Raw genomic sequence first — 15,004 nt, 5'->3', positions numbered from 1 at the left:
ATGAACATCAAGAACATCAAGATCAGCGCACGACTGGCGGCCTGCTTCGGCATCCTGGTCGCGGTCATGTGCCTGATCGCGGGCGTAGGGATGCAGAGCCTGCACAGCATCAGCAAGGCTTCGCGCATTGTTGTCGAGGACCGCTACGTGAAGATCGCGTTGGTGATGGAGATCCGCGAGAACGTCAATTCGGCCGCGCGCAACCTGCGCAATGCCATGCTGGGACGCAACCCCGAGGAGGCCAAGCGCTATCTCGACCGCGGTGCGGCCAACAGCGCCAAGACCACCGAGTCCATGAACCAGATCGAAAAACTGATCAGCACGCCGCGCGGCAAGGAATTGTTCAAGGCCATCCAGGACGCGCGTGCCGCCTACAGCACGTCGCGCGACAAACTGCGTGAGCTGATCCTTCAGCAGAAGAAGGAAGAGGCCACCGAAGTGCTCTTCAATGAAGTCATTCCCAAGCAGGACCGCTACTTCGACGTCCTCAACGACTTCGTCGCCTTCCAGAGAACGCTGATGGATGAAAGCGTGGCTGAAGGCCAGCAGACCAGCGATTCGGCCATCGCCCTGATGCTGGAACTGTCGGCCGTGGCCATTCTGCTGTGCGTGCTGGCAGCCTGGTGGGTCACGCGCTCCATCACGCGGCCGCTCAATGAAGCGGTGGACGTGGCCAGCGCCGTGGCGCAAGGCGACCTGACGATACAGATCGGCGAGACCACCCGGGACGAAACCGGCAAGCTGCTGGCTTCGCTCAAGGCCATGAACCAGAACCTGCACCGCATCGTCAGCGAGGTACGGACCGGCAGCGACACCATCAATACCGCTTCCTCCGAAATCGCCAGCGGCAACCTGGACCTGTCGTCCCGCACCGAAGAACAGGCCGGGGCGCTGGAAGAGACCGCCTCGGCGATGGAAGAACTGACCTCCACCGTCAAGCAGAATGCCGACAACGCCCGCCAGGCCAACAGCCTGGCCGCCACCGCCTCCGAAGTGGCAGTGCAGGGTGGCAGCGTGGTGGGCCAGGTGGTGCAGACCATGGGCGAGATCAACGAAGCCTCGCGCAAGATTGTCGACATCATCAGCGTCATCGATGGCATCGCCTTCCAGACCAATATCCTGGCCCTGAACGCCGCCGTGGAAGCGGCCCGTGCCGGTGAGCAGGGACGCGGTTTTGCGGTGGTGGCTTCCGAAGTTCGTACCCTGGCCCAGCGCAGTGCGTCCGCGGCCAAGGAGATCAAGGCCCTCATCGATGATTCGGTCAGCCGCGTGGATAACGGCAGCCGCCTGGTGGAACAGGCCGGTGCCACCATGAGCGAAGTGGTGGCCAGCGTGCGCCGCGTTACCGACGTGGTGGCCGAGATCTCGGCGGCGAGCAACGAACAGAGCGATGGCATCGAGCAGATCAATCACGCCATCGTGCAGATGGACGAAGTGACCCAGCAAAATGCCGCCCTGGTGGAACAGGCCGCCGCCGCCGCCCAGTCCTTGCAGGAACAGTCGGGCCGCCTGGTGGAAACGGTGAGCATCTTCAAGCTCAGCAGCCATGAGACGCCGCGTGCGCAGCCCGCGCGCAAGCCGGTGCCGCCCAAGGCCAGCAGCAAGCCGGCGTCCGCCGCGCCTGCTGCACCGGCCAAAGCCGCTGGGGCAGCACCCGCGCCGGCACCCAAGGCCCTGCCTGCAAAACCGGCCGCGCCAGCCAGCGCCAAGGCCGGCAGCAAGGCCATGGCGGCCGATGACGGGGATTGGGAACAATTCTGAACTAACTATCGCAGGCTCAGGGGCCAGGGGCCGTCTTCCGGACCTCACCCTGTTTTCTCAAGTATTGGCCAAAAGCGCCGTTCAGCATCTGCTGTCCGGCGCTTTTTTCATGCGTCAGGCGATCCAGTGCGGCGTTGCATTCCGCCAACAATTTGCTGACAGAAAGACATGCATGTCTTCACAGCCAACAAGGGGGTAAGTATGAACATCAAAGATATCAGGATCAGTGTCCGGCTGGCCGTCTGCTTCGCCGTGCTCATCGGGGTGATGTGCGTGATCACGGGGATCGCGCTCAAGAGCCTGAACCGGGTCGAGAAGTCCACCGCCGAGATCGTCGAGGACCGTTACCAGAAGATCGCCCTGGCCAGTGACATCAGTGACAACGTCAATGGTGCCGTACGCAGCCTGCGCGATGCCTTGCTCGGCCGCACGCCCGAGGAATCGGCGAAGTACACGGAACAAGGGCAGTCCTTCAGCGCCAAGACCGGCAAGGCGCTGGCGCAGATCGAGAAACTGCTTACCAGCCCGCGCGACAAGGACATGCTCAAGATGGTCATGGATGCCCGCAATGCCTACACGCCCTCGCGTGACAAGCTGCGGGAACTGATCAAGCAGAACAAGAAGGAAGAGGGCACCGAATTGCTCTTCAAGGAAGTCGTGCCCGTCCAGGACAAGTACCTCAAGGCGCTCGATGACTTCGTGGCCTACCAGAAGACCATGATGGACGAGAGCGTGGTCCAGGGCAAACAGACCGCCAGTTCCGCCACCAGCCTCATGCTGCTGCTCTCGGGCGCGGCCATCCTGATCTGCGTCGCTGCCGCCTGGCTGGTCACGCGCTCCATCACGGGTCCGCTCAACCAGGCCGTCAGCATCGCCGGCGCGGTGGCGCAGGGCGACCTGACGGTGCGCATCGAGGCCACCACCAAGGATGAGACCGGCACCCTGCTGGCCTCACTGAAGTCCATGAACGAGAACCTGCATCGCATCGTCACCCAGGTCCGCCAGGGGACCGATGCCATCACCACCGCGTCGAAGGAAATCGCCAGCGGCAACCTGGACCTGTCCTCGCGCACCGAAGAGCAGGCCGGCTCGCTGGAAGAAACCGCCTCGGCCATGGAAGAGCTGACTTCCACCGTCAAGCAGAATGCCGACAACGCCCGCCAGGCCAACACCCTGGCCGCCACCGCCTCTGAAGTGGCGGTGCAGGGCGGCAGCGTGGTGGGGCAGGTGGTGCAGACCATGGGAGAGATCAATGATGCTTCCCGCAAGATCGTCGACATCATCAGCGTCATTGACGGCATCGCCTTCCAGACCAACATCCTGGCCCTGAACGCGGCGGTGGAAGCCGCCCGTGCCGGCGAGCAGGGACGCGGCTTCGCGGTGGTGGCCTCCGAAGTGCGCACCCTGGCCCAGCGCAGCGCATCGGCCGCCAAGGAGATCAAGGCCCTCATCGATGATTCGGTGACGCGGGTGGACAACGGCAGCCGCCTGGTGGAGCAGGCCGGCAGCACCATGAGCGAAGTGGTGGCCAGCGTCAGGCGCGTCACCGACGTGGTCGGCGAGATCTCGGCCGCCAGCAACGAGCAGAGCGCCGGCATCGAGCAGATCAACCGCGCCATCGCGCAGATGGATGAAGTCACGCAGCAGAATGCCGCTCTGGTCGAGGAAGCGGCGGCCGCTGCGCAATCCCTGCAGGAGCAATCGCACCGCCTGTCAGAGACGGTCAGCATCTTCCGGCTGGATAGCCAGCATGCGGCGATGGGGGCTGCGCCTGCCTACGCCAAGCCGGTGGCCAGCAAGCCCGCCGCTCCCAAGCCAGCGGCACAGAAGCCCGCCGCCGCACCGCCCGCGCCAGCCGTCGTGGTCCCCGCCTTGCCGGCCAAGACGGCCGCCAACGCCGCCATTGCCAAGGCCAGCAGCAAGGCACCGCCGGCCGGTGACGGGGATTGGGAACAATTCTGAACTAACTCTGGTGATCAGGCGCGCAGCTCGACCCCACCCGGAAAGGCGATGCGCACCACCAGCCCGCTGCCTTGCGCCGGGGCATCCAGCGTGACGCTGGCCCTGTGCATGGCGGCGATCTCGCGCACGATGGCCAGCCCCAGCCCGGTACCCCCCGGGTTGACGTGCTGGGTGGCCCCGGCGCGATAGAAGGGTTCGAACACTTTTGCGCGCTCGGCCTCGGCGATGCCGGGGCCGTTGTCTTCCACCTCCAGCAGGGCCGCAGTCGGCTGCCCCGGACGGCGCATGGCGCGCACGCGCAAGGTGACCTGGCCGCCGAAGGGCGTATAGCGGATCGCATTGTCCAGCAGGTTCACCATCAGTTCATGCAGCAGCAGGGCATTGGCTTCGATGCCGACGTCGCCCTCTTCCTCGAAGGCCAGCCCGATGCGCCGCGCCACCGCCTGCTGCGACAACTCCAGCGCGACCTGCCGTGCGGCATCGGTGAGCGAGACGCGCATGGTGCCGCCCTCGGCCGCGCCATGTTCTGCGCGTGCCAGGGTCAGCAGGCGATTGGCCAGATGTACGGCGGAATCGGTGGTGCGGGCCATGCCCTCCACCAGCTCGCGCAGCTCGGCCGGGTCGAGCCGCGTGCGGCGCAGTTCGCGCAGGGTCAGTTCGGATTGGGTCTTCAATACCGTCAGCGGCGTACGCAACTGGTGCGAGGCATCGGCGATGAAGCGCCGCTGCGCACTGATGAGGGCCTGCAACCGGCCCATGTAGCCATTCATGGCCTGCACCAGCGGGCGCATTTCCTTGTGTACCAGTGCCGGATCAAAACCGGACAGGTCGGTCGGCGCACGCGACTCCACCTCGCCCTTGAGCTGCATCACCGGACGCAGCACGAAGCGCACCGCGAACCACACCAGCAGCGCCGCCACGCTCACCAGCGTGCCCTGGCGCCACAGCGTGTCGAACAGGATCTTGCGCGTCATGCCGTTGCGGCCCTCCATGGTTTCGCCGACCTGGATCAGGGCGATGCCGCGCATGCTGTCGTCATACACCGGCTGCAGCAGCGCGGCGATGCGGATGGGCTGGTTGTGATAGTCGGCCTGGTAGAAGCGCACCAGGGCCGGATAGACTTCCGAGCGCTTGACGTTGGCAGGGACCGGCGGCAAGTCTTCGTAGCCGGACACCAGTTCCCCTTTCAGGCCCGTGACCTTGTAGTAGATGCGGCCCAGGGTATCGGTCTCGAAGCTGTCCAGCGCCACGTAGGGCACGTCGGCCGTGACATGGCCATTGACGATGGAGACCCGCTCGGCCAGCGCACGGGTGGAGGCCAGCAGCGAACGGTCATAGGCCAGGTCGGCCACTTCGAGCGCGTTGTAGTAGACCGAGACCGCGTCCAGCGCCACCAGCAGCGTCAGCGGAATCAGCAGCCAGCGCACCAGCTGGCTGCGCAGGTTGCCCAGTCGGCGGGTGGCCTGCGCCATTACGCGGCCTGCAGCAGGTAGCCCAGGCCGCGCAGGGTGGTGATGCCGACGCGGCCGGCACCCTCGTGTTCCAGCTTCTTGCGCAGGCGGTGGATGTAGATCTCGATGGCGTCCACGCTGGCATTGTCATCCAGCGAAAAGACCTGCTGGAACAATTTGTCCTTGGGGACCGTATGGCCCTGGCGCATGATCAGCACTTCCAGCACCGCGTGTTCGCGCGGGGTCAGCGCCAGCAGTTCGCCGTGATAGGTGAAGGTGCGCGATACCGTATCGAAGCACAGCGCACCACAGGCCACGGTCACCGCTTCCTGGCTCTGCGAGCGGCGCAGCAGGGCCTTCACGCGCGCTTCCAGTTCTTCCAGTTCGAAGGGTTTGGCCAGATAGTCATCGGCCCCCAGGTTGAGGCCGCTGACGCGGTCAGCCAGGCCGCCGCGTGCGGTCAGGATCAGCACCGGCGTGCGGCTGCCGCGCGCACGCATGCGTTTGAGGACTTCCAGTCCATCCATGCGCGGCAGGGTCAGGTCGAGGATCACCAGCGCATAGTCTTGCGTGAGCAGCAGGCTGTCGGCGTCGGCACCGTTGTGCGCGCACTCCACCGTCAGGTGGGCGTCGCGCAGGGCCTTGGACAGCCAGCGGGAAAGTTCGATATGGTCTTCGACCAGCAGGATGCGCATGCGGCGGCCCTTTTACTTTTACTTGTACGTTGCGGTACGGCTTGTCTCCAGCGCGGATGCTAACAGATGGGCCGCCGCCTTTGAAACGTCCTCATCCGGCCATTGTGGAAACTGCGTAGCATCGATCCCACACTGACAGCTTCGCTGAAAGCCGGCTGAAAGGCTTTTCTTGTACGATGCGCCCATATCAAAAAATCCAAGCCGGAGACACATCATGACCACCCTTGGGTCCGGACCCGTCCGTACCGTTCTTCCCGCCTCCCGTTTCTGCTGCTGACCGCCATGAAGGCGGACCGCTCGCATCGTTGGCACCACTGTGTTCGCTTGCTGGCCGCCTGTCTGCTGGCCTGTGCGATGCCGTGCGCGCTGGCGGCCGAGTGCATCGTCCCGGCCAAGCCGGGCGGCGGCATGGACGCCTCGTGCAAGCTGTTGCGCCGGGCCATGCAGGAAGAGGGCGGCAAGCAGGACTTCAAGGTGGCGTATTTGCCCGGCGGCATCGGGGCAGTGGCCTGGAGTTCGGTGGTCTCGCAGCGGCGCGGTGGGCCGGAGACGCTGGTGGCGTTTTCGGGCGGCTCGCTGCTGAGCCTGGCGCAAGGCAAGTATGGCCCCGCCGATGTAGGCGACGTGCGCTGGGTGGCCGGGATCGGCATCGATCACGGCATGATCGCGGTACGTAGCGATGCGCCGTGGCGCAACCTGAAGCAGTTGCTGGAAGCGATCCGCAAGGATCCGTCGGCGGTCACCGTGGGTTTGTCCGGGACCGTGGGCAGCCAGGACTGGCTGAAGATGGCGCTGCTGGCACAGCAAGCCGGTTTTACGCCGAGGCAGTTCCGCTTCGTGGCGCTGGAAGGCGGCGGTGATTCGTTTGCCGCCTTGCAGGCCGGGCACGTGCAGGTGATTTCGGGCGACACCTCGGAAGCCGCCTACTTCATGGCCGACGGCAAGGTGCGCATCCTGGCGGTGCTGTCCGAGCAACGGCTGCCGGGCCCGCTGCAGGCAATACCGACCGCACGCGAACAGGGTTACGAGGTGGTGTGGCCGATCATTCGCGGCTTCTACATGAGCCCGCATGCGCCGGAGGCGGACTACCGGCGCTGGGTCCGGTATTTCGACCGGGTACTGGCCGATCCCGAATTCGATCGCCAGCGCAGTATCGGTGGCTTGCAACCCTTTGCCATGACCGGCAAGCCGCTCTCGGATTACATCGCGCAGACCGTTGCGCGTTATCGCAGGCAGTCCCAGGAGTTGGGCCTGGTGCGCTGATCAGCCAGGTTGCACACGCCGTCAGGCGTGCTCTGCAGCCGGGCCGGCGCAAGGTCCGTTTCATCATCAAGGAGAATCCATGTTGCACAAACGTCGCCTGAGCATTGCGCTCGGCCTGGCCCTCGCTTTGCCCGTCACTTTCAGCGGTGTGGCCCATGCCGACACCCCCGCCGGCTATCCCGCCGATTACGCCAAGGTCATCGACGGCGCCAAGAAGGAAGGCAAGGTCGTGATCTACAGCACCACCGATTCCAAGGCGGCCGAAGCGCTGATCAAGGATTTCGGTGCGCTCTATCCGGGCGTGAAGGTCGAGTACAACGACATGAACTCCACCGAAGCCTACAACCGCTTCATCTCCGAAGCCGCCGCCGGTGGCGCCACGGCTGACGTGATGTGGTCCTCCTCCATGGACCTGCAGGTCAAGCTGGCCTCCGAAGGCTATGCGGTGGCCTACAAGTCACCGGAAGCCGCCGCCGTGCCGGCCTGGGCCAACTGGAAGGACACTGCCTACGGCACCACCTTCGAGCCCGCTGCCATCGTCTACAACAAGCGCCTGGTGACCGAGGCCGAAGTGCCGACCACCCACGACGAGTTCACCAAGCTGCTGGTCAGCAAGCAGGAAAAATTCAAGAACAAGGTCACCACCTACGACATCGAGAAGTCCGGCGTCGGTTTCAGCCTGATGACCTATGACCTGAAGCACAACCCGCATTTCTGGGACTTCGCCAAGGCCATGGGCGGCGTGGCTGCGCGCGTGCAATCCTCGACCGGCACCATGCTCGAGCGCATCTCCTCGGGTGAAAACCTGATCGGCTACAACATCCTCGGCCCCTACGCCCTGGTGCGCGCCAAGAAGGACCCGTCCATCGGCGTGGCCTTCACCAAGGATTACAACCTGGTGCTCTCGCGCGTGATCTTCATCAACAAGGCCGGCAAGAACCTCAATGCCGCCAAGCTGTGGGTGGACTACATCCTCTCCAAGCGCGGCCAGACCATCATCGCCAATGATGCGCAGCTGTTCGCCATCCGTGGCGACGTCACCGGTGCCACCACCTCGGCCGAACTGACCAGGCAGCTGGGAGCGTCGCTCAAGCCCATGCCGGTCTCGACCGAACTGCTGGAATACCTGGATCAGAAGAAGCGCCTGGACTTCCTGAAGCAGTGGAAGGAAGCCACCAAGAAGTAAATTTTTTAGATTCATCCTGTCACGGGCCGGGTAGTCCGCAGTGCCAAGGGCGTCACGCCTTCGATACGACCCTGCGGGTCTACTCAGTCCGAACGGGATGTTTGTCATCACCGCGCAAGTTCGTTGTTTCGGAGCGCGGCCCTGGCCGCTTCCCTGCCTGTCCTGATCCATCTGCCCACTCATGAGGCGCACCATGCAAACCACCACAACGCTACCGCGCAGCGAGCCAGCCCTGCCGACCCGCCGTTTCCGGCTGAACTGGCCGCGCGGCCTGGTCGTGCTGCTGGCAGCCCTGGCCATCTTCGTGCCGCTGCTGCTGATCTTCTATCAAAGCTTCCTGTCGGCCCCGTTCTTCGCGCCGGTCAAGACGCTGACCTTCGATTCCTACCGCTTCATCTTCGATGACCCGGACTTCCGCCAGGCCTTCGTCAATGGCCTCACGCTGGCCACCGGCCTGGCGCTGATCGCCGTCCCGCTGGGCGGCATGCTGGCCTTCCTGATGGTGCGTACCGACCTGCCGGGCCGCAGCTTCATCGCCCCCGCCCTGATGGTGCCGATCTTCGTCTCGCCCATGGTGATCGGCTTCGGCTACGTGGTCTCGATGGGACCGGTCGGCTTCTACACGGTGTGGGTCAAGAACCTGCTGTCGGTGTTCGGTTTCGAGGGCGATCCGTGGAACATCTATTCCTTCACCAGCATCGTCATCATCGCCGGCCTGACCCACGTGCCGCACGTCTACCTGTATGCCTCGGCCGCCCTGCGCAGCCTGGGTTCGGATGTGGAAGAAGCGGCCCGCGTGGCCGGTGCCTCGCCGCTGCAGGTCGCGCTCAACGTCTCGCTGCCGATGATTACCCCGGCACTGGCCTACTCCGGCGTGCTGGTGTTCTTCCTCGGCTTTGAAGTGTTCGGCCTGGTACTGGTGCTGGGCGATCCGGAAGGCCACCTGGTGCTGCCGACCTATCTCTACAAGCTCACCAACAAGCTGGGCACGCCGTCGTATCACCTGATGGCAGCGGTGGCCGTGTGCCTGGTGGCAGTGACCATGCCGCTGGTGATGCTGCAGCGCTGGCTGCTGCGTTCGGCCAACAAGTTCGTCGCCATCAAGGGCAAGGGCGCGCGCCAGAAGGCGCTGCCGCTGGGCAAGTGGCGCTGGGTGGCGTTCACTCTGATCGCCGGCTGGCTGCTGTTCACGGTCATCATCCCGCTCTCGGGCATCGGCCTGCGCACCTTCGTTTCGCACTGGGGCGATGGCGTCAACCTGCTGGACGTGCTGACCTTCGAGAACCTGTTGAACGTGTGGGATCAACCGTCGCTGGTGCGCGGCATCATCAACACGGTGCTGATCGGCGTGATCGGCGGCGCCCTGGCCGTGGCCTGCTACACCGCCATCGCCCTGGCCATGCACCGCAAGCAGGATGGCGTAACCCGCTTCCTCGACTACAGCGTGCTGGTGCCGCGTGCGGTGCCGGGCCTGCTGGCCGGCCTGTCCTTCCTGTGGGTGTTCCTGTTCGTGCCCTCGCTGCTGGACTCGGCCCTCAAGGGCATCGACAACCCCATCGCCCTGTGGCTGGTGGACAGCTTCATTCCCGCCCTGCGCGGCCTGCGTTCGACCATCTTCTCGGTCTGGCTAGCGTACTCGGTGGTGTGGATGGCCTACGGCCTGCGCCTGATCAACACCGCCCTGCTGCAAGTCGGCCCGGAACTGGAAGAAGCCGCCCGCGCGGTCGGTGCCTCGCGCTCCCGCGTCACGCGTGACGTCACCATTCCGCTGGTGCGCTACGGCCTGGTGGGCGCCTGGCTGATGGTGTTCCTGATCTTCGAGCGCGAGTACTCCACCGGTGTCTACCTGCTCTCGCCCGGTACCGAGGTGATCGGCTCGATGATCGTCTCCATGTGGGCCGCCGGTGCGGTGGAACTGGTGGCAGCGCTGTCCTTCATCAACATCACGCTGGTGGCCGTGGGCCTGGGCATTGCGCTGCGCTTCGGCGTCAAGCTGCACGACTGACCTGCACCGAAAGCACGGCCGGTACCCGGGGTGCCGGCCTCCCGATACAGCAAGAGCATTCTGAGGAATCATCATGACCGAACTTTCCGTCAACGACCTGCACCTGGACTATGGCACCGGCGCCTCCGCCAACCCCATCCTGAAGGGTGTTTCCATGCAACTGCAGCGCGGCGAAGTGGTGGCGCTGCTGGGTCCCTCCGGCAGCGGCAAGACCACGCTGCTGCGCGCCGTGGCCGGGCTGGAATCGCCCAAGGCCGGCACCATCGACATCGGCACCCGCCGCGTTTTTGATGGCGCACGCAACTTCGAGATGCCGGCCGAAGAACGCAACCTGGGCCTGGTGTTCCAGTCCTATGCGCTGTGGCCGCACAAGACCGTGGCCGACAACGTCGCCTATGGCCTCAAGCTGCGCAAGACCCCCTCGGCCGAGATCGCCAAGCGCGTCAAGGAAGTGCTGTCGCAGCTGGGCCTGGGCCATCTGGGCGAACGCTATCCGCACCAGCTCTCCGGCGGCCAGCAGCAGCGCGTGGCCATCGCCCGTGCGCTGGTCTACAACCCGCAGGTGATCCTGCTGGACGAACCGCTCTCCAACCTCGACGCCAAGCTGCGCGAGGAAGCACGCGCCTTCCTGCGCGAACTGATCGTGCGCCTGGGCCTGTCGGCGCTGATGGTGACCCACGACCAGGGCGAGGCCATGGCCATCTCCGACCGCATCCTGCTGCTCAACAATGGCCGCATCGAACAGCAGGGCACGCCGCAGAGCATGTACCAGACCCCCAATACCCTGTTCACCGCCGAATTCATGGGCAGCAACAACAAGCTGGCCGCCGAGGTGGTCAGCCGCGAGGGCGACCGCGTGACCGTCAAGCTGGATGGCGGCACGGCGGTGGCGACCCTGCGCGGACGCGAGGATGCCAAGCCCGGCGAGCAGCTCACCGGCATCATCCGGGTCGAGCAGGTGCGCATCGCGGGTGAGCAGACCGGCAATGCGATTCGCCTGCCGCTTTCGACCTGCATGTACCTGGGCGACCGCTGGGAATGCCTGTTCAAGGTCGAGGGCGGACCGGCCGGTTCGGTCGGCCTGCGCGCTTACGCACCGCAGCGCCTGGACCAGGGCGAATACTGGCTGTCGCTGCCGGAACAGGCCTTGTGGGCATTCTGAAAAACTAAGGTGGCCGAACGGGATGTCTAAGTTTCCTGTTCGGAAAAACTTAGTTTTTTGACGTTTCATCGCATCGATGAAAACCAGCGAGCAAGGCTACCCGCCATCGCCTCGCTCACCCGGAAAAGCCATCAGGGGCACACCGGGTGCATGAACAGAAGACGTCGCACGGCACGGCCGTGCCGACGCCATCCAACGCTTTCAACCAAGGAGACCTCAGTGCAAAGGAATCACCTCGCCGCCAGCATGCTGGCCGCATTCGCCGCGTTCGCCACGACTTCCGTGCAGGCGCAAACTTCCGTTACCGTCTACGGCCTGATCGATTCGGGCGTGGAATATGTCACCAATGCCAATGCTGCCGGCAACAGCCTGGTGCGCCTGAGTTCGGGCACCATGAACACCTCGCGCATCGGCTTCCGTGGTACCGAAGACCTGGGCGGTGGCCTGAAAGCCATCTTCCAGCTGGAAAACGGCTTCAAGCTGGATAACGGCGCCTTCGACGGCGACTCCAACCAGCTCTTCAACCGCCAGTCCAACGTCGGCCTGGAAGGCGGCTTCGGCCGCGTGGTGGTGGGCCGTTCCTTCTCCACCACCTATGACTTCATCCTGCCGTTCGACCCCATGGGCTACTCGGCCAACTATTCCTGGGTGACCTCGGCCGGTGCCACCGGTGGCCGCAAGGACGGCATGCCGACCGGCGTGTCCAACCTGGTCAAGTACCAGGGCGAGTTCGCGGGCGTGAAGGTCGGTGCCATGTACGGCTTCGGCGAAGTGGCCGGCGAGACCAGCAACGGTGCCAAGTACGGCGTCGGCCTGGGCTGGGGTTCGGGTCCGTTCAGCGTAGCCGCGACCTATGACCGCAACAACAGCGTGAGCACCACCAACGCCCCGTATGACCGCGCCACCAGCGCCCACCTGGCCGCCGGCTACCAGCTGTCGGATGCCTGGAAGTTCAACCTCGGCTACCGCTACTACAAGAAGACCCTGGCCAGCGGCGCTGCCGATCAGCGCAGCGACTTCATCTGGGGTGGCGTGACGTACAAGTTCACGCCGGCCATGAGCGTGATCGGTGCGATCTACTACCAGAACATCAAGAACGTGGCCAACGATGCTGATCCCATCATGTACTCGCTGCGCCTGAAGTACGCGATGTCCAAGCGCACCGACCTGTACCTGAGCACGGCCTATGCCAAGGCCAAGAACAACCAGCTGGTGGGCCTGTCGCGCGATGACGTCGGCTTCTCCAACAGCCAGTTCGGCATGACCCTGGGCATGCAGCACCGCTTCTGATGTCCGTGTAGTCCCCTGGCCCGGCGCGCGTGGTTGGCGTGCGGGCCACGATAGTCTTGAGCCGTCATTGACCGGCGCACCCCTGCTGACGGCAGGCGTGCGCCGTTTTTTTTTCAGGGCTTGGGCGTGGGGGGCGAATGCAATTGCAGGAGATCGATCAGCCCCTCGTCACAGACCAGCCGGCCGCAGCCGCTCATGCTGGCCACCAGATGCGCACCGGCCAGCAGCACGAAGATGGTGCCCACGCCTATCCTGCCCCAAGGGATGCGGCGTGGTTCATTTTCCTTTTCCGCGCTTTGCAGCAGCAGCAGCGTCGCCGGGTATTCGGCACTTTTGACACCCAGCAGGGCGGCAATGGTCAGGATTGCGGTCACTGAAAACAGGGCCATCCAGGTATGGAAATGCATGCCTTGCAACAGCGGTCCCGTGGGCGTCTGCCCGGCCAGGGCTTCCAGCGAGATCTGGCGCAAGGCCATCAGCCCGGTCAGCAGCGCGCCCACCAGCGCTACCCCATAATGCGCACTCTTGATCCCGAAGCGCAGATTGCGCAGGAAGCCGATGCCGGTGAGGATGATGCCGGTGTACTGCAGCTGGCGTAGCGGGGTGCCAGGCAACAGCGCCATCGACTGGAGGTACAGCAGCAGGCCCAGGTAGCCACTGATGGCCAGCAGGCACAGGCAATTGAGGAAAATCCCGCCCGGCAGCACGGGTTCGCGTGGAGTGAAGACAACGGAACGGTCCATGAGACGGTGCCATTACAGGATGAAACCCAGGGGACCCTGGGTGGTTTGGCTGAACCACCACAGGGTGACGATGGTGCTTGCCAACCATAGCTTGTTGCTTAGTGATTTCCAGCCGAGTGCAATCCCCAACGCGGTGAGAAAGGCCAGCAGGAAAGGAAGATAGAGAAACATGGCGTGACCCGGAGTTGATCCCGATTCATATCCGGGAATTTGTTTATGTGCTTTGATGCCAATCGTAGCCGAATGCCCATGCAAATCTCGTACTAAAACCTCGAATAAAATCGAGATTTACCAAGAATATTCAGAACGAACCCGGCTTCATTGAAGCCCATCAACAAAGGAGACACAGATGCAAGCATCAGCAAGCGGCGCTCGGGCCGGTCAACAGGAGGTGCGCCGGGTAGCGGTGGTGGGCACCGGCGTGATCGGGGCCAGTTGGGCGGCCTATTTCCTGGCGCGGGGGCTGGAGGTCTCGGCCACCGACCCGATGCCGGATGCGGAAGTGAAGTTGCGTGCCGCCGTGGCGCGCCACTGGCCCAGCCTGGAGTTGCTGGGGCTGGCACCCGGTGCCTCCCCTGAGCGCCTGCGTTTCTCGGCCTCGCTGGAAGAGGCGCTCGAGGGTGCGGACTTCGTGCAGGAAAACGGCCCCGAGCGCGAAGACCTCAAGATCGATCTGTTCCGGCGCATGGATGCCGCGTTGCCGGCGCATGTGGTCCTGGCCTCCAGTTCCTCGGGCCTGCTGATGAGCAAGGTGCAGGCTGCCTGCCGCCATCCCGGCCGGGTGGTGCTGGGCCATCCCTTCAACCCGCCGCACCTGATCCCGCTGGTGGAAGTGATCGGCGGTGCGCAGACCGCACCGGAGGCGGTGCAGGCTGCGCTGGACTTCTACACCGCCATCGGCAAGAAGGCCATTCATGTCCGCAAGGAGGTCAAGGGCCACATCGCCAACCGCCTGCAGGCCGCCCTGTGGCGCGAGGCCTTCCACCTGGTCGAACAGGGCGTGGCCAGTACCGAAGACATCGATACGGCCATCGCCTACGGGCCCGGCCTGCGCTGGGCTTTGATGGGGCCTTATCTCAATCTGCACATGTCAGGCGGAGAGGGCGGCATCGGCCACATGCTGGATCACTTGGGGCCGCCCATCGAAAGCTGGTGGGCCGATCTGGGAGCGCCTTCCATCACCGCTGCGCTCAAGGCACAGATTCGCGCTGGGGTAGAAGAGCAGATGAGCGGCAAGACTTCTGCCGGCATCGCTGCCGAGCGTGACCAGCTGCTGGTGCAGTTGCTGGCGGCCAAGAGCAAGACAAAAATCATTCCTTGAAAACTAAGTTTTCTGAATTTTTTCTCTAAGGTAGCTCTTCTGAAAAACTTAGGAAAATTGATCAGTGTTCAATCGGTTTTCAATCGATTTTCAATCGATTTTTAATTGGTTTTCAATCGGTGTTCATCGTGCAAAAACCAACCGTTCGGACTGAGTAGCGGCCCC

12 protein-coding genes are annotated in these 15,004 nt (G+C 64.0%); 8 read left to right on the top strand and 4 right to left on the bottom strand.

The genetic code is table 11. The features are described 5' to 3' along the window. Nucleotides 1-1,761: a methyl-accepting chemotaxis protein gene (locus MKD49_RS14830; RefSeq protein WP_252696666.1), complete on the top strand. Its 1,761-nt coding sequence runs from the start codon at nt 1-3 to the stop codon at nt 1,759-1,761. Between the two features lie 201 nt (nt 1,762-1,962). Beyond that, nucleotides 1,963-3,723: a methyl-accepting chemotaxis protein gene (locus MKD49_RS14825; protein WP_252696665.1), complete on the top strand. Its 1,761-nt coding sequence runs from the start codon at nt 1,963-1,965 to the stop codon at nt 3,721-3,723. Nucleotides 3,724-3,737: 14 nt separating this feature from the next. Here the strand turns inward: MKD49_RS14825 and MKD49_RS14820 are convergent, their stop codons facing one another. Both MKD49_RS14820 and MKD49_RS14815 read right to left on the bottom strand, forming a co-directional pair. Continuing rightward, nucleotides 3,738-5,195: a sensor histidine kinase gene (locus MKD49_RS14820; RefSeq protein WP_252696664.1), complete on the bottom strand. Its 1,458-nt coding sequence runs from the start codon at nt 5,193-5,195 to the stop codon at nt 3,738-3,740. Then, a complete protein-coding gene (locus MKD49_RS14815) occupies nt 5,195-5,869 on the bottom strand; it encodes a response regulator (protein ID WP_034331694.1) in 675 nt (224 codons plus the stop codon). Before MKD49_RS14815 ends, MKD49_RS14820 begins: the two co-directional genes overlap by 1 nt. A gap of 282 nt (nt 5,870-6,151) precedes the next feature. On the opposite strand from MKD49_RS14815, the gene MKD49_RS14810 reads away from it, so the two are divergent. From MKD49_RS14810 to MKD49_RS14790, 5 genes are all read left to right on the top strand, one after another. Beyond that, entirely contained in the window at nt 6,152-7,132 is a 981-nt protein-coding gene (locus MKD49_RS14810) for a tripartite tricarboxylate transporter substrate binding protein (protein ID WP_121041045.1), read from the top strand. A 79-nt stretch (nt 7,133-7,211) separates the two neighbouring features. After that, nucleotides 7,212-8,318, top strand: a complete 1,107-nt coding sequence (locus MKD49_RS14805; RefSeq protein WP_252696663.1) for an ABC transporter substrate-binding protein — start codon at nt 7,212-7,214, stop codon at nt 8,316-8,318. Nucleotides 8,319-8,511: 193 nt separating this feature from the next. Further along, nucleotides 8,512-10,323, top strand: a complete 1,812-nt coding sequence (locus tag MKD49_RS14800) for an iron ABC transporter permease (protein WP_121041041.1) — start codon at nt 8,512-8,514, stop codon at nt 10,321-10,323. Nucleotides 10,324-10,396: 73 nt separating this feature from the next. Continuing rightward, nucleotides 10,397-11,485 (top strand): ABC transporter ATP-binding protein, encoded by a 1,089-nt coding sequence (locus MKD49_RS14795; RefSeq protein WP_039783129.1) that lies wholly within the window; start codon nt 10,397-10,399, stop codon nt 11,483-11,485. 219 nt (nt 11,486-11,704) lie between these two features. Continuing rightward, nucleotides 11,705-12,775: a porin gene (locus MKD49_RS14790; protein WP_084319776.1), complete on the top strand. Its 1,071-nt coding sequence runs from the start codon at nt 11,705-11,707 to the stop codon at nt 12,773-12,775. A gap of 113 nt (nt 12,776-12,888) precedes the next feature. Here MKD49_RS14790 and MKD49_RS14785 read toward each other — a convergent pair whose 3' ends face one another. Both MKD49_RS14785 and MKD49_RS14780 read right to left on the bottom strand, forming a co-directional pair. Beyond that, the gene (locus tag MKD49_RS14785; protein ID WP_252696662.1) at nt 12,889-13,518 is read right to left on the bottom strand and encodes a hypothetical protein; all 630 of its coding nucleotides are present in this window, start codon (nt 13,516-13,518) and stop codon (nt 12,889-12,891) included. Nucleotides 13,519-13,530: 12 nt separating this feature from the next. Further along, nucleotides 13,531-13,689: a hypothetical protein gene (locus MKD49_RS14780; protein WP_209583395.1), complete on the bottom strand. Its 159-nt coding sequence runs from the start codon at nt 13,687-13,689 to the stop codon at nt 13,531-13,533. Nucleotides 13,690-13,867: 178 nt separating this feature from the next. Here MKD49_RS14780 and MKD49_RS14775 point away from each other — a divergent pair, with 178 nt between their 5' ends. Further along, on the top strand, nt 13,868-14,839 hold the full coding sequence (locus MKD49_RS14775) for a 3-hydroxyacyl-CoA dehydrogenase NAD-binding domain-containing protein (protein ID WP_252696661.1): 972 nt from the start codon (nt 13,868-13,870) through the stop codon (nt 14,837-14,839). The last annotated feature ends 165 nt before the right edge of the window (nt 14,840-15,004 follow it).

The sequence above is a fragment of the Herbaspirillum sp. WGmk3 genome, from assembly GCF_023952535.1.
Classification (GTDB): Bacteria; Pseudomonadota; Gammaproteobacteria; order Burkholderiales; family Burkholderiaceae_D; genus Herbaspirillum; species Herbaspirillum huttiense.
Note: the sequence above shows the minus strand (reverse complement) of the source record. Positions and strands in the feature narration are given on the sequence as shown.